At 70.8% G+C, this 16738-nt stretch carries 20 protein-coding genes; 2 read left to right on the top strand and 18 right to left on the bottom strand.

Annotated elements, in window-relative coordinates; all coding sequences use genetic code 11:
- Window positions 1-343: 343 nt before the first annotated feature.
- From ACQEVU_RS34635 to ACQEVU_RS34575, 13 genes are all read right to left on the bottom strand, one after another.
- On the bottom strand, window positions 344-775 hold the full coding sequence (locus tag ACQEVU_RS34635) for a hypothetical protein (RefSeq protein ID WP_433331093.1): 432 nt from the start codon (window positions 773-775) through the stop codon (window positions 344-346).
- A complete protein-coding gene (locus ACQEVU_RS34630; RefSeq protein ID WP_433331092.1) occupies window positions 765-974 on the bottom strand; it encodes a hypothetical protein in 210 nt (69 codons plus the stop codon). The genes ACQEVU_RS34635 and ACQEVU_RS34630 overlap by 11 nt, the downstream gene beginning before the upstream one ends.
- 174 nt (window positions 975-1148) lie before the next feature.
- Window positions 1149-1817 carry a hypothetical protein gene (locus tag ACQEVU_RS34625; protein ID WP_433331090.1) on the bottom strand — a complete coding sequence of 223 codons (669 nt, stop codon included), beginning with the start codon at window positions 1815-1817 and terminating at the stop codon, window positions 1149-1151.
- Between the two features lie 286 nt (window positions 1818-2103).
- A complete protein-coding gene (locus ACQEVU_RS34620; protein ID WP_433331088.1) occupies window positions 2104-2877 on the bottom strand; it encodes a hypothetical protein in 774 nt (257 codons plus the stop codon).
- Between the two features lie 161 nt (window positions 2878-3038).
- Window positions 3039-4073, bottom strand: a complete 1035-nt coding sequence (locus tag ACQEVU_RS34615; RefSeq protein ID WP_433331086.1) for a methyltransferase — start codon at window positions 4071-4073, stop codon at window positions 3039-3041.
- A gap of 150 nt (window positions 4074-4223) precedes the next feature.
- A complete protein-coding gene (locus ACQEVU_RS34610; RefSeq protein ID WP_433331084.1) occupies window positions 4224-5111 on the bottom strand; it encodes a DNA-processing protein DprA in 888 nt (295 codons plus the stop codon).
- A gap of 225 nt (window positions 5112-5336) precedes the next feature.
- Window positions 5337-5717, bottom strand: a complete 381-nt coding sequence (locus ACQEVU_RS34605; protein WP_433331082.1) for a hypothetical protein — start codon at window positions 5715-5717, stop codon at window positions 5337-5339.
- A gap of 354 nt (window positions 5718-6071) precedes the next feature.
- A complete protein-coding gene (locus ACQEVU_RS34600) occupies window positions 6072-6353 on the bottom strand; it encodes a hypothetical protein (RefSeq protein WP_433331080.1) in 282 nt (93 codons plus the stop codon).
- Window positions 6354-6391: 38 nt separating this feature from the next.
- Window positions 6392-6862 (bottom strand): hypothetical protein, encoded by a 471-nt coding sequence (locus ACQEVU_RS34595; protein ID WP_433331078.1) that lies wholly within the window; start codon window positions 6860-6862, stop codon window positions 6392-6394.
- 129 nt (window positions 6863-6991) lie between these two features.
- Window positions 6992-7177, bottom strand: coding sequence for a hypothetical protein (locus ACQEVU_RS34590; RefSeq protein WP_433331076.1), 186 nt, complete (start codon window positions 7175-7177; stop codon window positions 6992-6994).
- A 26-nt stretch (window positions 7178-7203) separates the two neighbouring features.
- Complete coding sequence (locus ACQEVU_RS34585; RefSeq protein WP_433331074.1) at window positions 7204-7500, bottom strand: hypothetical protein; 297 nt, start codon at window positions 7498-7500, stop codon at window positions 7204-7206.
- 61 nt (window positions 7501-7561) lie between these two features.
- Window positions 7562-8017, bottom strand: coding sequence for a hypothetical protein (locus tag ACQEVU_RS34580; protein ID WP_433331072.1), 456 nt, complete (start codon window positions 8015-8017; stop codon window positions 7562-7564).
- A 135-nt stretch (window positions 8018-8152) separates the two neighbouring features.
- The gene (locus ACQEVU_RS34575; protein WP_433331070.1) at window positions 8153-8467 is read right to left on the bottom strand and encodes a hypothetical protein; all 315 of its coding nucleotides are present in this window, start codon (window positions 8465-8467) and stop codon (window positions 8153-8155) included.
- Between the two features lie 910 nt (window positions 8468-9377).
- Between ACQEVU_RS34575 and ACQEVU_RS34570 the strand changes: the two genes are divergently transcribed.
- A complete protein-coding gene (locus ACQEVU_RS34570) occupies window positions 9378-10328 on the top strand; it encodes a hypothetical protein (protein WP_433331068.1) in 951 nt (316 codons plus the stop codon).
- On the opposite strand, the gene ACQEVU_RS34565 is transcribed toward ACQEVU_RS34570, so the two are convergent.
- Window positions 10220-11389 carry a glycosyltransferase gene (locus tag ACQEVU_RS34565; protein WP_433331066.1) on the bottom strand — a complete coding sequence of 390 codons (1170 nt, stop codon included), beginning with the start codon at window positions 11387-11389 and terminating at the stop codon, window positions 10220-10222. The genes ACQEVU_RS34570 and ACQEVU_RS34565 overlap by 109 nt on opposite strands.
- Before the next feature lie 587 nt (window positions 11390-11976).
- Here ACQEVU_RS34565 and ACQEVU_RS34560 point away from each other — a divergent pair.
- Window positions 11977-13011 carry a hypothetical protein gene (locus tag ACQEVU_RS34560; RefSeq protein WP_433331064.1) on the top strand — a complete coding sequence of 345 codons (1035 nt, stop codon included), beginning with the start codon at window positions 11977-11979 and terminating at the stop codon, window positions 13009-13011.
- 68 nt (window positions 13012-13079) lie between these two features.
- On the opposite strand, the gene ACQEVU_RS34555 is transcribed toward ACQEVU_RS34560, so the two are convergent.
- The 4 genes from ACQEVU_RS34555 to ACQEVU_RS34540 form a co-directional block, all read right to left on the bottom strand.
- A complete protein-coding gene (locus tag ACQEVU_RS34555) occupies window positions 13080-14333 on the bottom strand; it encodes an MFS transporter (RefSeq protein ID WP_433331062.1) in 1254 nt (417 codons plus the stop codon).
- Between the two features lie 35 nt (window positions 14334-14368).
- Complete coding sequence (locus ACQEVU_RS34550) at window positions 14369-15808, bottom strand: FAD-dependent oxidoreductase (RefSeq protein WP_433331060.1); 1440 nt, start codon at window positions 15806-15808, stop codon at window positions 14369-14371.
- A 79-nt stretch (window positions 15809-15887) separates the two neighbouring features.
- The gene (locus ACQEVU_RS34545) at window positions 15888-16394 is read right to left on the bottom strand and encodes an N-acetyltransferase family protein (protein WP_433331058.1); all 507 of its coding nucleotides are present in this window, start codon (window positions 16392-16394) and stop codon (window positions 15888-15890) included.
- Window positions 16391-16723: an ArsR/SmtB family transcription factor gene (locus tag ACQEVU_RS34540; protein WP_433331056.1), complete on the bottom strand. Its 333-nt coding sequence runs from the start codon at window positions 16721-16723 to the stop codon at window positions 16391-16393. Before ACQEVU_RS34540 ends, ACQEVU_RS34545 begins: the two co-directional genes overlap by 4 nt.
- Window positions 16724-16738: the final 15 nt, after the last annotated feature.

Raw genomic sequence — 16738 nt, 5'->3', positions numbered from 1 at the left:
TTCCCGGCCCGTCAGGGTCGGGACCGCGGCCTCTGGCCGCCCCGGCCGCGAGGCCGGCCAGCCGCTACAGCACGGCCGAAGGCCGTCCCGTACAACATCACAGCGTGGGCGAAGGTCCGCACGGACTTCCCGCTCCGCCAGCTTCGCCGCAACTATCCACGCAGTCGCAGGGTTAGGGCCGGCCGTTCAGGCCAGGCCCTGACCCGAGTCCCGCGGGAGCAGCGGTCTACACCCCGACGAACCGAGGCCAAAAGGACCTTCGGAAACGCCGCAACCGCACACCGGCCCGACCCGCACCTGATACCACGGGGGCGCCGGCGGTTTTGGGTCTCGTGTGTGTTGGCTACTGGAAGCGCTCGAGGTCCCTGGCTCGGGCGATGGTCCGGGCGATGTACTCGGTCGCCTCGGTCAGCGACTTGGCGATCGCGTTCTGCAGCAGGCTGCCCCATGGGATGCCGTCCGGGCCGAACAGGCACCACCATCGGCCGTCGTAGCCGTACTCGACCGACCACCGGCCGCCGTGGGCGTCGTGGTAGGTCCATCGAGTCCCGTACCGCCCTTCGTCGGGAGGTTCCCGGCGCCAGGTGACGGCGAGCGTGACCTCGTCACCGTCGGTGGTGAGGTGCATTTCGGCTGTGGCAGTGGCCCGGTCGCGGGCGATCCGGCAGGTGCCGGCGGCGCTCCAGGCTCGTTCGGTGGCGGAGCGGAGTTCGCCGTCGGCGCCCATGCGGTAGTGGGTGAGGGCCATCTCGTCGCGCGCAGGCTTAGCGGTCAACGATCGGGGTTTGCGGGCAGCCGTTCGGGCAGGTCTGGATGCCGCCCTGGACCCAGAATCCGTGCGCGCACGTGTTCCGGTCGCTGTTGGGCGCCGCGCCGGGGCCAGCGTCGCTTGACGGCTCGCCCAGTTCGTTGTACTGATCCGCGTCGCCGGCCGCGGGCGTGTAGAGCGGCGCTGCGTTGGTCGCGTTGGTCATCTCGGCTCCCGGGTTGTCGTGTGTTAGGGCATGCCGATGCCGATGAAGGCGCCGGGGTGGCCGCGGACGATGGTGAGGTCGTGGTGGGTCAGCGCGAGGAGTTCGAGGAGGAGGTGAGGGTGGTCGCCGGCGAGGCGGAATCCGTTGTCGTCGCAGCCGCGGCCGGTGGGGATTTCAGGTTGGTGCCCGGGTTCCTGGATGGCGCCGACGTAGGCGTGGGCAGTGTCGGGGTGGTAGCGGAACCAGAGGATGGCGCCGTCGTCGGCGATGATGCAGACCTGGCCGGGTTCGTTGTCGTTGCTGGTGAGGATGCGCTCGACGCGTGCGGGGCCGGTGCGGAGGGCTTGGTCGGCGCGGGCGCGGAAGGCGGCGGGGTCGGTGATCGCCGCGGGGCCGCTGGTGGCCGTGCTCGGGGTGGGGGGGCTGGTTGTCGGGGGCGGTGGTGCGTGGGGTGGGGAGGGCGAGCCAGATGGTGCGGGCGATCTGCCATTCGGTGTCGTGGTTGCCGGTGAGCTCGAACGGGATGCGGTTGTCGTCGATCTCGATGGCGTACACGCGCAGTGGGGTGCGGGAGAGCGGGTGGTTGGTGTCGAAGCTGGTGATGAGGACGGTGTGTGCGGTGATGGTCAGTTCGTAGGTGGCTGCTTTGGGGAGGTGCCGTTGGTCTTGGCGGTTCTCGCGGTAGATCGGCGGGTCGATCTGGGTTCGCAGGACGGTGGTGAGGTGCTGTGTGATGGTGCGGCCGAAGGTGTGTGCGCCGAGTTCGCCGACGGTAGGGGTTGTGGAGATCGGCATGGTGTATGCGTCGTCGGCGAGTCTCGGCGGCGGGGGCGTGGTGAGCATCGGTTGCTTCCTGTCTGCGTTGGTTGGTGTGCCTGGGGCGCGGCGCGCCTGGGCCTGGGTTGAGCAGTGGGTGAGCCGTGGCGGCCGTAGGCCGTGGTGGTTGACCCGGCCCGGCAGGGCCGGGTCTGCGGCCGTAGGCCGCCGGCCGGCTTGCCGGCCTGATTGGGCAGCGCGGCCGGAGGACGCTCCGGCTAGTCAGGCGCTGTGCGGCCCCCGCGGGGCCGCTCCGGTTAGGTGCCGGGGCCCGTGGCGCCGGCGAACAGGGCTCGCCGGCGCCGGTCGGCGGCTATGGCTGGACTGATGTCGCGCGGCGGACTGCGTAGCGCGTGATCGCGGTCTCGTCGGTCGGGCACACGAACTGCTCGGGGAACCCTCGCCGTCCCCAGAACGGCAGGGTGACGAAGTAGCTCCGGCCGGCGTAGTAGGTCCGGCCGTCGAGGTCGGGCGGGTACGCGTCGCCGACGCTCTCGATGGTCGCGGTGGCTCCTTCGGCGAATCCGCGGGTGATACGGACGCTCAGGCCAACCGGGTAGTTGGTCGTGAAGTCCACGCCGATCGGGCAGGCAGGGGCGCAGGCGACGAACGGGCACCGGTCGTCGTCGTAGTTGATGCTGCCGTGGTCGTGGGTGATCACGCCGCAGGTGGCGCAGCGTGCGTCGGGGTCCTCGATGAGATGCCGGACGGCGACGGCGCGCAGCTCGGCGAGGCAGTCCGGGTCGGCGGCGTGGAAGGGGGCGAGGTCGCGCAGCAGCACGGCGGGCGAGTCGTAGACGGGGACCTGTCCGCTCTGCAGGTCGGTGCGATCGGCGCGGATGCGGTCGAGCGCCGGGGTCACGTAGAACCGGCTGGCCGGGATGACGAGCGTGTTCAGGGCGGCGGACTCGTCGAGGCGGACCGGGCGTGCGGTGTTGGTGCCGGTGATGTTGCGGACCGTCTTGGCCAGGCCGTCGCGGGTGGCGGAGGCGACGGTGCCGAGCTCGAAGTGGTGGGCGCGGGTGCCGCTGTCGGTCTGTTCGGTCCGGCGGATGATGACGAGGTCGCCGCGTGCCGCGTGCTTCATGGTGGTGCCGCCTTCCGGTTGGTGGTGGACTGCCGGGGAGTGCCAACCCCCCTGGTGACTATTATCTTACACGCATTTGGCCTCGTTGTCCAGCCTGCGCCTTGTCGGTTGCGCGGGTCGCTGTGGTGCGCGACCCGCGCAACCGAGGTGCGGGCGAAGCGTCAGGCGGGCCGCGCGGTCCAGTAGGGCCGGGCCTGGCGCAGGGCGCGTGTCACGCGCTGTGTGTCGTGGCCGCATTCCAGGCACATGCCGATGGTGGGGCCTTCGCAGCCGTGCTCGTGGGCCTCGATGCTGGATGCGGCGGTCCACAGCGAGGCGTCTTCACTGCCGTCGTCGTGCAGCCAGAGCAGCCGGTCACAGCCTGCGCAGGTGCCCGCGAAGCGCAGCACCCGCGTGCGGGTGCTGCCGTCCAGGTGCTGGTACTGCTGCACTGGGGCATGCTGGGCACCGGTCGGGCCGAGGTCGAGGTAGCGAACGGGGACCGGGGCGCCGGGGGCACGGCTGAGCAGCCACGAGGGGCGGCCGTCTGGGGTCGGGATGGGCCGGGTCAGGCGCAGGATGGCGACCTTCGCGGGGAATCCGCGGGTCTTGTCGCGTCCGACGAGGTCGGCGACATCGACCAGGTCCGCGACGCCGTGGGCGTCGACGAGCGCGCGCAGTTCGCGGCCGGCGCGGCAGGTGGGCACGTGGTCGGGACGGGCCATCATGTAGGGGACGACGGCGACCAGGCGGGCACCAGGACGCAGCAGCCGCCAGGCGGCCAGGACGTGCGCGACCCACAGATTCGGTTTGCCGGGCGTGGACCACGGCGGGTTCACGATGACCGCATCGGCGTGGCCGGGCAGCTGCTCGGCGGTGTAGTCCTCGAAGGTGGTCGGGTGCACGCTGACGGTCCAGCGGTGGTGACCTGGCTGGCTGGCCAGGTTGCGCAAACTGGCCACGCGGTCCGGGTCGGGCTCGATGGCGACGACGGTCACGTGCGGAGCGCGATCGAGGATGGCGCTCACGATCGGACCGGTTCCGGCGGATGGCTCGACGACCACGGCGCGGTCGGGCAGGGATGACAGGGTGCTGTAGGGGTATCCGGTGAGGATCTCGGCGAGCATGGGCGGCGTCGGTACGTAGCCGTCGGCGCCGCGGGCGAGAGCGGCGGCGAAGCGGGTACGACGGGCGGCCAGTGCGGACTTGGTGACCATGACGGGTGCCTTTCGTCGGCTGGGTGGGCGCGCGGCGTCGGCGCGCGGGGAAGGGCACGCACGCGGCACCCGCCCGGTTGCACGGGCAAGTGCCAAAAGGGGCGTGACGGGCTGCCTGCGGCCGGGTGGCGTCGGCAGCCCGCGGCGCGGTCAGGCGGCGGCGATGTCGTCCAGGAAGTCCCGCGCGGTGGCCACGAGACGGGCACCGTCACGGATCAGGGCATGGCATCCGGCGGAGTACGCCGAGTTCGCCGGGCCGGGCACGGCGAACAGCGGGCGGCCGAGCGCCTTCGCGCTGCGGGCCAGTTTGCCGGAGACGGACTCGACGATCAGGGTTGCGCTGCTCATCGCGGTGAGGATGTCCTGGCGGCGCGTGAACGCGCCCCGGTTGGGATAGGTGCCGAACGGGAAGGGGCTCACGAGCAGGCCGAAGGCGGCCATGTCCTCGAACAACGGCGCGTGCGGGCTGGGAAAGGGCCGGTTGAGACCGGAGGCGAGCAGCACCACGCACGGGGACCGGTCGTAGGCGACCAGCGCGGTGCGCATCGCTGCGGAGTCGGCGCCGAAGCCGCCGCCGTTCGCGATCGTCCATCCGGCTTCGGTCAGAGTTGCGGCGAATTGGCCAGCGGTGTGCAGCCCGTAGGAGGTGGCGGCACGCGCACCGGTGAGCACGACGGACTTTTCCATGATCTCGCCGAGGTGGTAGCCGCCGCGGACCCACAGGCACGCGGGGGCGCCCGGCTGCTGGTCGGCGTTGAGGTCGTCGAGGCGGTTGGGCCACTCGCCATCGCCGGGGACGATGATGCGCGCGCCCTGGGCGTCGGCGGTGGCGAGTTCAGCGACGGCCCTGCGCCGCAGTGCCTGCGCGTCGTGCGGCGTGGACTCGCTCAGCCTCAGCGCTGCTGCCGGTCCGTCGGTGAACGCGGTGCGGATCATGTCGACCGTCAGCAGCGGGGACAGGGCGAGTGCGAGGTAATCGAGCCGGGTCTCACGGTCGATGCGCGTCGCGGTGGCCGGGTCCGCCGAGATGTCGCTCACACTGGGTTCCTTTCGGTTGGGTGGCGTTCGGTCGGGGTGCCAACCCCTCCCTTGCAACTATTATACTACACGATATTGGCCGAGGCGTCTATGCAACGATTCCGCGCACCGCGGACGGCACGCTAGCGCGATGTTCGGACCGCTCGCGTGTGGTGCCCTTGCACCCGACGTCGGCGGCAAGATGAGCGAGGTCGGCGCGGCGGCTGGATTCGTATCGGGACTACCTCAGGCCGAACGCTGGTAGCGGGACACAACCTCGATTGCCTCGGCGATGGTTGCGCACCACACGCCGGTCTTGATCGGGTCGCCGTGCCGGAACATGTCCACGCCTCCGGCGTGGCGATACCAGACCCGCCACCCGGTCAGGTGCGGTGTCGAGTAGACGGCTGGCTCGATTGCGGTGAAGGTGACGTAGTCGACGTCGGGGTCTGCTTCGACGGCAACGTACGGGTGGGCTCCGTCGTGGTTGATGGTGCGGTGGCGCAGTCCGGCGGCGTGGCACGCGTCGGCTGCGGCCTGGTGCGGCACGGGGCATCGGTAGGCTTCGTCGCTCAGTCTCTGCGCCCGTTCGGCGATCCGGTAACGGTTGCGGTTCAGGATTCCCATCGCTGCTCCTCAATCGGTGGTGTGGCCGTTCGGGGAGGCTGGCCACCTGCGGCCCCCTGGCTCTACGAAAACCGGCGGCTGGCGGGGTTCCGGTACTGCGCCGCACCCGTCGCACGGGTCGTCGCAGTGGGGTGGCTCGTCGGCGGCGATCGAGCAAACCGCCGTCGCAGGGTCGATGCCGAACGCCGCGACACATGCCACGCAGTAGAGGCGCACCCTTGGCGACTCGAAGTAGTAGGCGACAACGGGTGCAAGCCACGGCATGGCGCGTTCCCTTCAGAGAGCGTGGCGAAGCGTCTCGGGGCAACGGCGCTTGCCGTCGACATGGCTGCTGCGAGACGGGGCGTCGGGTCTTCACCGGGCGCGCCGTCGCCGGTGAGCGGCGGCCTGCTCGCGGTGGGCGTGGTCCTCCAGCGCGGCGGCTTGCCGGCTGATGACGCGCGCCCACTCGGCCAGTTGACGCCACTTCTCCGGGTCGTTCTCCGGGTACTCGTCCGGCCGGATGTCGGCGTGCTTGCGGGGCTCCCGGTGGTGGTACTCGTTGCCGCCGGGCTCGTCGGCGAACCACCGCAGCGACGGCGGGTTGGCCCAGGTGTAATCGGCGCATCTGGCCGCGTCCTTCAGCTTGCCGATCATGTCGTGAGCGACGCGGCGCGGGTTGCGCGGCCGGCCGCTCATCCGGTGCCCCGGTCCGGGCCGGTCGGGTCCGTGCGGTCCCGGCGGCGGGCGTCGGGATGGTGCCGGTCCTGCTCGACGCCGGTACCGGCGGCCTGGTCGTTGTGATCGCCGAGCAGGCAGTCACGCGGTCGGCTGCAGGCCCATGGGCGGCATGTCCAGCCGTCGCCGGTGCGCTCACCGCAGCCGTCCTGCGGGCCTGTGGCGGGCTCCGGCTTCTCGGTGTTGGCCGGCGTGCCGGTCACGGGCCAGACCGTGGCGGTCGTGCTCGCGTGCGGGAAAAGGTCGGGCGGCAGCGCATGGCGGGTGCCGCCAGCGGCCCACCGCAACGCCATCTCGGTGCCGGTCGCGAACGCCTCTGCCTCGTCGGTGCACGGACCGGCCTGGCCGTCGCGAAACAAATCCCGGGCGTGTTGCTGCTCGAAGCGGGCGCGGTCGGCCATTTCGCCGAGTTCTTGGAGGATCTTCACTGTGATGGTTCTCCCTGGCCATCGTGGGGTGCGTCCGGCCGGGCCGCGCCCGGCCGGACGTTCGGGGCCTGCCTGCGTCGGGCGTGGTCAGCGGAACTCCGCCGAGAGCCCGACCGTGAAGCTGCCGCGTCAGAGCGTTGCCCAGTGGTGTTTCCACTCGATCGCCCGCTCGTTGGCGAGTTCAGCCTGGCGGTCGGCGTCTCGTTCGTCCTCGCTCAGCCCGGCGGCGTACACCGCGTAGTCGGCGGCGTCCTGGCAGAGTTTGGCCTCGATCGGGTCCTCGTGGTTCCCGTTGCAACTGCCGCATTGGATCAATGTCGTGGCTCCCGTCTTCGCGGTGACTAGGACGCGACGATCTGGTACGCGAATCGGCCGTGGTGGGCGAGGAAGTCGAGGGCCTCGGCGGGGGATCCGAACGTTTCCACCTCGGCGCCGATCGGGATCATCGCGTCGCTCCCGGTGATGCGCCAGCAGTCCGCGTCGGCGTCGTCTCGCTGCATTGCCACCTGGAGGAACCTGTCGTCCCATGCGCGAACCGCGGTGGCGTCGAGGTTGGCGTACGGGTTGCCGGTGATGTCCTGACCCTCCTTGAGGTACTGCAGACTGAGCGTGATCAGGGTGCCGGTGGACTGCGTCACGGTGGTCCTTTCGGTTGGTGGTGTGTCGGTTAGGGGCTTGCCTCCCCTCCCCTTGCATCTATTATTCTACACGCTTCTCCCAGCTGCGTCCACCTCGTATCTCGCGAAAACCGTTACGTAGCAACGACTCCCGCGCAAGGCGGGCGGCGAAGTGGCGTACGCTTCGCCGTTCGCCGCCGTGCTGGGCCAGGCGCGGCGGGTGATGTGCAGACTCGGCGTCCGGCTCCGCGTTGTGCGACTGCGGCAGTGGGGCGACGGCGGCGGTGTATTCGCCCATCATGTTGCCGAGCTCGTGCTCCGGCGTGTCGGCGTACAGGGATGCCCAACCGGTGGTCCGCTGGTATCCCATGGCGGCGAGTTGCCTGTCAGCGGTGGCCGTGATCGAGATGTCCGGCTGGGTGTTGTCCCAATAGAAGGTCCGGCGCGTGCGGCACCTCGGATCGGTGGGGATACGCACCGAGGTGCTGAACGACAGCACTTCGAGCAGGGCGCGCGGTTCGGCTTCGGCACTGGCCATGAGTCGGCTCCCGATGTTCACAGTCCGGTTCGGATGGAGCCTCGCCCGCGGCCGGAGTGGGCTCACGACCACGGACGAGGGGCTTTCGTGGGCGGGGAGCGTGCCGCGCTGGCGGCGCACTCCCCGCCGTCCGCGTTACAGCGAGATGCCGAAGTGGGCGGCGATGGCGGCGACCTCGGCGCGCGGGCGCTGCCCCTCTGTGACCATGTCGGCGATGAGCGTCGCGTCCAGACCAGCGGGGATCTCGGCGTACGGTGCGACAGCGCGCAGGACCACTGCCGGGTCGCTGATCTCTTCCAGCTGCTCGCCGAGGGCGATGATGTCGATGTCCGCACCGCCGCGCTCGTCGGTCACGGTGGCGAAGAAGGTGCCGAGCGGGCGGTCCCACCCGACGCGAACGTCAAGGTTGGGACTCTGTCCGGCGAGCGGGGGAAGGACGTGGAAGCTCATGGCCGAGGTCCTTTCGGTTGGTGGTGTCGGTTCGGGGGCTTGCCTCCCCCTCCCTTACATCTATTATTCTACACGCAAACTGGGGTGCTGTCCATCCCTGAATTCCGCCGAAACCTTTACCCCGCAACGATTCCGGCCAACGGCGACGGTGCGCGGGCTGGCCGTGCGTCGCCGTGTCGGGCTGGGTGTGTTGGCGCTGTGCGTGGCCCCGTGCGGACCGTGCGGCGAGCCGACCACCCCGCAGCCTGGCGGGCCTTGCCGTCCAGCCCTTTTCCGGCCGGCGGGGGCGAACGCAGTTCGTCCCGGTGTCGGGCGGCGGAGCCAAATCCGACGCGCGCCCTTCAGAGCGGAAAAGATCTTGGGCAGCTTTTCCGCCCAAGATGTTTTCCGCGTGGCGGGTGGCGGATTTGGTGGAGCTGCCCGTCACCGGCACACTTCCGGCGCAGCCCGGTGGCCGGAAAAGGGTTGGGCTGCGCGGCCGTAGGCCGCACCGGTTTCCCGGCCCGTGAGGGTCGGGGTGCGGCCACAGGCCGCACCGGCCGCAGGCCGGTCAGGCAACACAGCGCGGCCCTCGGCCGCCCCGTACAACATCACAGCGCGGCCGAAGGTCGCACCGCTTCCAGCCCCCGCCAACCCGCCGCCGGCGCCACCATGCCCACCCCCTGCGGACACCGGGCCCGCCGCAACTACCCGCGCAGTCGCAGGGTCAGGGCCGGCCGTTCAGGCCAGGCCCTGGCCCGAGTCCCGCGGGAGCAACGGTCTACACCCCCACGAACCAAGGCCAAAGTGCTCCTACGGGATGGCGGCGCGGGGTTCGCTGCGGGGACGCCGGTGGCCGGCGGGCCGGGGCGGTGCTTCCGGTCGATCTGGCGGCCGAGGGAGCGGAGCTCTCGGGGGTACCGTCGCTTGGGTGACCCCGTTGACCGCCGATGTTGTGCTCGTGTCGCTCGCCGCGTTCCCCGACCCGTGCGGTCCGATCTATGACCACGCGCTGCGGATGGACTGGATGGCGGCCCGATTCGACGCGGGCGATCTGGCGGGCGCGGGCGAGGCGGCGCTGGCCGAGCTTGCGAGCGGCTACCTTGAGCGCTCGTTCGGGGTGAACGGCCCGAGGATTCTGGCGAGCCTCGGGCCGCAGCGTGCCCTTGCCGCGATTCTTGAGGTTTGGGGGCTGCGCCGCACGTGGCCGAACGCCCTCGGCAGCGAGCGCGGGAACCACATCGCCACGGTTCTGGCTCGCGCGGTCGCAGGTCACGCGGGTGCGGAGGAGATCTTGCTGCAGGCGGTGCTGGAGCCTTCTCCGGACGAGAGCCGGTTGCCGGGCCGTGGCTACCGTCGTGTTCGCGTTTCCGGGGTGATCGCCTCGTTTTCGCAGGCGTCTCCGGCGGACGCCGAAGCGGTGCAGCGCTGGGCGGCGGTGCTGGCGGCGAGCCCGTACGACGACACCCCGAGTCTTGCGGCCGCCGCTGCCCAGCTCGCCCCGGTCGACGCGCCCGGGCGGGCGCATGCGCTCGTTCGGGCGGCGATGGCTGGGTTCAGGGTGCCGGTGAACGCCGCGGTCACGGCGGTGCGGTTGGCGGTCCCACCAGCCGATCGTGGCCTCGGCGACGTCGAACGGGTCGTCGCAGGAGGCGTTGCCGCGGTCGTAGTGGAACACCAGGATCCAGCAGGTGGTCAGCTTCTGCCACCAGTAGTGGTTGACCGCCGCGGTGATTGCCGGGTTCGACAGCGGTGCAGCCGCGCGGTAGCCGTTCATGAACGTGGTGATGCGGTCGAGGTCGAGGACGTCGGCGGCCTGGACGCGAGCCGGTCGCGGAGCGTGGACCAGACGTCCCCGGCGTCGGGTGCACGGCGGATCTGATCGCCGACGTGTTGCGCGCCGCTTCGGTATGTCGGGTCGGTGAGCACGGTGCGGACCGCTACGCCGGCCTCAGCGGGGTCGTTGATGACGACGCCGGCGCCGGCGGCGGCGACCCGCTGGCCGTTCATCGGTTTGTCGGCGCCCTTGGGGTGCAGCACCATGGGGATGCCGTGGCTCATCGCGGCCAGGACGGTGCCCGCGCCGCCCGCCGCCACCACTGCGGTCACGCCGGTGGCGAGCAGCTGCGCCATCGGCGTGAAGCTCACGAAGCGGACATTGTCCCGGGCGTCGTCGAGCGGGCGGGTGCAGCCCGGCGGGATGAGCCCCAGGACGTCGCCGTCGCCGAGAGCGGCGACGGCGTCCACGAGGGCGTCGAGCATCCCAAGGTCGAGCAGGACGGTGCCCAGGGTGACCAGGACTCGCGGCCGCCCGGGTGTGGGCGGTGGCGGCTCCGGCAGCCGGCCGGGGGTTGGTCCGGCGTAGGGGTAGGCCCGGATCGCCAGCCGATCGGTCGGCGGTGACCATGCAGGGCCGTGCAGGGCCGCCGGCCACGGGTCCACGAGCGCCACCCGGTCGGGCCGGGCCAAGGCCCGCTGCGCGTAGCGGGGCGCGAGAAGGGCTTCCATGGCCGGTGCCAGCGGCGGGGGCGCGATCGGCAGCCCGATCGCGTGCTGGATCAGCGGCAGTCCCAGAGCAGCAGCGACCATCGGCCCGACCGCGTCGTAGTCGTCTGCGACCACGACGTCAGCGCCGAACGCGCGTGCTGTGCCCAGGATCGCATCGAAGCACAGATCCACCCGGGTGCCGGCGAAAAACGACGCCACTGGGAAGATGTCGCGCAGGTCGGCCATGTCAGCGCCGCCGGTACGCCGGTCGTTCTCGGCCAGCAATTCGGCCGGCTCCGGCCCGCCCGGCCATACCGCGATGTCGCCGACCAGGTGCGACATCGACGGCGGGACGGCGACGGCGGCCTCGTCACCGGCCGCGACTACGGCTTCGGCGAGGGGCAGCAGCGGCAGCAGATGCCCGTAGATCGGTACCGCGGTGAACAGCACGCGCACGGCGAACATTGTCTCCGGCGCGCCCCGGGTACGCCTCAGCGATTCGTGCGAGGCATTCCGGCGAGATCGTCCGCCATCCGGGCCGCGGCTTGCTGCACGTGGCCGGCCGGTGCCCCGCCCGACGTATCCCTGGTGTGTGCGCCCACCCGCGGTGACCAGACGCCGCGGAGGCGCACGGCCATTACGGCCGATCCGTGGCGGTTGCACACAACGCGTGGACTGTTTGGCCAGCTGCGTCGGTCCACCACCAGGGATTGCCGCTGACGAAGATGCACGTTCTCTTGGGGTCACCCGACTCTGAGTGGGAGTATTCCCTGTTCAGCAGCTTCGATCGCTGATCTTATCCATCACGACAGGTGTGGTAAAGAAGCGGAGGCCGGCAATCCCACGACTCGGCTGATCGCCCGGCCCTACGCGGCGGCTCCATGTGGCCTGCCATGACTGTGTGCCGTGGCATTGAGGTTGCGCTCGATGAGGCGAGATCGTTGCGCGTGAGTGACACTGCCGCTCCGAGGGCTGGGTGACTTGCTGCGCTCGCCTACTGTGGATCTGCTGTCACGTCCACGTGCGCCATTTGGAGTTGCTGCGTGTTGGGGCTTGCCCGGAACCGTTGGGTGTTGCTGGCCGCTCTCGTGACTGGTGTCGGGGTCCTGGTTTGGTCATGGTCGGCTCGTGGCGATGGTTGGCTGTCTGGACTGCTGGTCAATGTCGGTACCGCGTTGGTGTTGTTCGCGCCGTTGCTGCTCGTGGGTTGGCACATCGAGCGTCGGTTGGATGAGGTGAGCGCTGGGCAGGCACAGATCGGGGAGCGGCAGGAGAAGACGGCCGCCAGCATCGCCACCCTGGCGGAGGAGGTTTCGCAGACGCAGGCTGAGTTGCGCCGCACTCGGGACGAGTTGTCGCAGGCGGTCGCGGATCGCCTCGCCGCGACCCGCGACGCTGACCAGGCGATGTTCGCCGAGGTCGGTGAGGTACCCACGCACGGCACTCTGTTCACCGCTTTGGTCCGGGCGGACAAGCTGGGCTTGACGGCCCGGCCCGGCTGCCGTGTGCCGGTGCATCACACGAACCTGCACTTGCGGTTCGTGACACCGACGACCGCCGACCAGTTCCAGGAGGAGCCCGATCCTTGGGATGCCCTCGATATGCAGTTGGAGGCCGTCAACGGTGACGTCGTGGCGCGGCTGTCGTGGCCGCAGGATCAGTTGGCTGAGGATTTCCTGGTCGGCCTGGCTGAGGCGGTAGTGGAGGTCGGGCAGTACCCGGGGGATCGGCGCTTCGACGCTGTTCGTGTGTTTCATGATCTGGGTGAGCTGCTGGGGCTGGTGTACCGATCGGCGACCGGGGGCAGCGTGGTTCCGCTGAACGGCGTGGTGCAGTTCTGTCCTCCGCAGTGGGTCGTCACGGACCGCGCCCTGGTCAGCGTCGGCAAGCCGGGCGGCGGGTATTCCATTTCGGTGTCGCGTATCGATGAGTCGCAGTGGCCGAAACATATGGCCGGGAAGCCGTGGCTCGACGAGGACTCGTTCGATGTGGCGTACGAGGCGGCGGCAGCGCTGTACGGGGCGAGACGGCTGGCGGTTCAGCCACCCGGCCCGGATGATGATGAGCCGCCGTTCTGATGACGTCGTGCGGCGGGGCCTGCGGATGGGTGCCGCACGTTGCGGATGCCGCCCAGTGGTCGTTCAGGCTATTGGCCGCTGAGTTCGGGGGACATGTTGGCCGGCGCGGGTGCTGTGGCGCGGGCGAGGATACCGGCAGTGGCGATCAGGCACGCGCCGCCGATCGCGGTGACGACCGGTGTGTATCCGCCGCCAGCGGAGTAGAGGATGGCGGCACCGAGCGGGGCGGCGGCTTTGGCGAGGGTGACCGGGGCAGCGAGGGTTCCGGCGATCGTGGCGTAGGCGGTGGTGCCGTACCGGTCTGCGAGGAGGGCTGGTGCGGCGAGACTGGCGACGCCGAAACCGAGACCGAAGCCGGTCACCGCGATTACGGCGCCAGTCCGGGTGCCGGCGGTGAGCGGCAGGCTGAGCGCGGCGACGGCCTGGACCGTGAAGATCCCGGCCACCACACTGGATAGCCGCAGCCGTCGTTGGGCGCCGGTGAGGACGAGCCGTCCGGTGACGGAAAGCACGCCGAGGAGTCCAGCCGTCGTCGCCGCGAAGGTGGCCGGGTGTCCCTTGCTGATGAGGAAGCCGACGAGATGAACGGTCGCGGTGCTCATCGCCGCGCCATGGGCGACGAATGCGAAGGCGAGGTACCAGAACCGCCGGTCGCGCACGGCGGCCCGGACGACCGCCTGCCGTCGCGCCGGTGTCGGCCCGCCGACCGGGTTGGGCCTCGTTGGTGGGCGCCGAATGACGAGGGCGTGCAGCGGCACGGCGATGGCGGCATAGAGGGCGGCCAGGATGAGCAGGGTGGTGCGCCAGCCGTAGCGGTCGTTGAGGATACCGGTGACTGGCATGAAGATGGTGCTGGCAAACCCGGCGACGACGATCATCGCCAGGATCGCCTTCGCCCGGCGGGCGGGGTCGAACCAGGAGACCACGACGGCGGTCGCGGCGTCGTAGAGCGCCATCGCCATCGCCGCGCCGAGCCCGGTGAACACCAGGTAGAGCTGCCAGACGGTGTGGACCTGGGACCAAGCAACCAGCAGGCCCGCTCCGGCGAGGGACCCTGTGGTCATGAGCGCGCGGCCGCCGTGCCGGTCGAGCCACCGCCCGATCGGCACGGCTGCGGCGGCCCAGGTGAGGATCGCGGTGGTCAGCGCGCCGGTGACAGCGGCGGGTGTGGTGTGCAGGTCGGTGGCGATCGGGTGGAGCAGGACGGCGAAGGCGTAGTAGAGCGCCCCGTAGCCGACAGTCTGGGTGATCGCGAAGACGGCGACGATCCACCAGCCGTGGAAGACCGGCCGGTGGCGGTGGAGTTGCGGCTCCGCCGCCACCGGCGTCGCGGGAGTTGGCGTGGTGGGCGGCACGGTCAGCCGCAGCAGCTGCCGCCGGCCTGCTCACCGGCCGGGTCGGAGCTCGGCGCGGCAACGGGCAGGAGGGCCAGCGGTGTGGACAGCAGCCCTCCGGTGATCCCCGTCGCCAGCCCACGCCCGGCGGGCACGGTGACGGTCTCGGCGGTCGTTGGGCCGCAGCAGCCGCCGCCGGTGCTGATGCTGTCCTCGCCGATGATGGGGTTGCTGTTGCAGACCCCGGTCTCGGGCAGGTCGAGCTGGACGTCGCGGGCGGCGGCCCAATCCCCGGCGAGCGCGGCGACAACGGAGCGCGCCTGCTCGTACCCGGTGGCGAGCAGGAAGGTCGGGGCGCGGCCGTAGCTCTTGACGCCGATGGCGTAGAAGCCGGGTTCGGGGTGGGTGAGCTCGTCGACGCCGTGCGGCGGGACGGTCCCGCAGGAGTGCTCGTTCGGGTCGATCAGCGATGCGAGGGCTCGGGTCGAGCCCATGATCGGGTCCAGGTCGAGGCGGAGTTCGCCGACAAAGCTGTGGTCCGGACGGAACCCGGTCGCGGACACGATCCGGTCGGCGACGACGGCACGGACCCCGTTGGACACTTCGACGCCACCGTCGGCCTGCGGTGTGATGGTCTCGGCGGAGAAGCCGGTGATCAGCTCGATCCGGCGGGCGTCGACGTGCTCGCGCAGCCGGGTGCCGAGCGCGCCGCGGGCGGGCAGCGCATCGGCGGCTTCCCCGCCGTAGGTTCGGGTCGGGCTAGTGGAGCGGATCGCCCACACGACGCTGGTACCGGGAACCTGCTCGGCGAGTTCGGCGAGGGACAGCAGCGTGTTGGCCGCGGAATGTCCGGCGCCGACGACGAGGGTCCGGCGGCCGGCGAACCGGTCCCGGTCCGCGCCGAGGACGTCGGGCAGCGCATGTTCGACAAACGTGGCAGCGTCGATTTCGCCGTGGGCGGGGATCCCGGACGCGCCGAGCACGTTCGGGGTGCTCCAGGTGCCGGAGGCGTCGATGACCGCGCGGGCGAGGACGTCGTTGCCGCTGGCGAGTCGGACCAGGAACGGGGTGGTGTCCCGGCCGGCGGTGCGCAGCCGGTCCAGGCCGAGGCGGGTGACTGCGACGACCCGAGTCCCGTACCGGACGTGCGGCTTGAGGGCGGGCAGGTCGGCGAGGGGTTGCAGGTAGTCGGCGGCGAGTTGCCCACCGGTCGGCAGGATCTCGGGGTCGGGTTCGACCCAGCCGGCGTCGCCGAGCAGGCGGCGGGCGGCGGCGTCGATGTTGTACCGCCACGGCGAGAACAGCCGCACGTGCCCCCACTGCCGGACCGCGGCGGCCGGGGTGTCCCCGGCCTCGAGGACGGTGAACGGGATGCCGCGTTCGGTGAGGTGCGCGGCGGCGGCGAGACCGACCGGGCCGGCGCCGATGACGACAACGGGCAGGCCGTCGAACTGGATAGTCACGAAATGGCTCCTGTCTAGAGAACGTTCGAAGCAACGAGGTGTGATGCGCGGCCCGTATGGGCTGGACCGGCTCGGAGGTTCAGGCGATGTGCGGGCTGCGGCGCTCGATGAACACCACGTCGCGCCAGCGGTTGCCCTGACTGGCGTGCCGGCCGACGCGTTCCCGGATGCCGACGGTGCGAAACCCGGCGGCGTGGTGCAGGGCGAGGCTGGCGGTGTTCTCGGGGAAGATCCCGGACTGGATCGTCCAGATTCCGGCCGCCTCGGTCGAGGCGCTCAGCGCGTCGAGCAGGGCCCGGCCGACGCCCCGGCGCTGGGCGGCGCGGTCGATGTAGACGGAGTGCTCGACCACGCCGGCGTAGACGGCCCGGGACGACACCGCGCATACCGCGACCCAGCCCAGCACGACGTCACCTTCGTCGACGGCGACGAGCCGATGGCCGGGCAGCTTGCCGGCGTCGAACGCCGCCCAGGTCGGGGCAGTGTCCTCGAAGCTGGCGTTGCCGCCGTCCAGGCCGGCCTGGTAGATGGCCAGGACCGGCTTCGCGTCGACGGCCTCCATCGGGCGGATCAGGACGGTGCTCATGAGCAGTCCCCGATCGCGGTCGGCGCCGGCCGGCCCATCACGACGTCGGCTGCGGACGGGAAGCAGGCGATGCAGGTGGTGTTGATCCGGTAGTGCCGGGCGGTGCCGACCGCCTCGACGAGCACGAACCGCACCTCGGTGAGGATCTTGAGGTGCTGCGACACCGTGGACTGCGCCAGCCCGACCGCGGCCACGATCTCCCCGACGCTCAGCGGCCTGCCCTGTCGGGCCAGGTACTCCACGATCTGCACCCGCGACGGGTCGGCGAGGGCCCGGAACCACGACGCGTACGTCTCCGCGGTCGCCCGGTCGAGCAGTTCGTCCACCATTCACCAACTTCATCG

The organism is Dactylosporangium sp. CA-139066 (assembly GCF_050936175.1).
Lineage (GTDB): Bacteria > Actinomycetota > Actinomycetes > Mycobacteriales > Micromonosporaceae > Dactylosporangium.
Note: the sequence above shows the minus strand (reverse complement) of the source record. Positions and strands in the feature narration are given on the sequence as shown.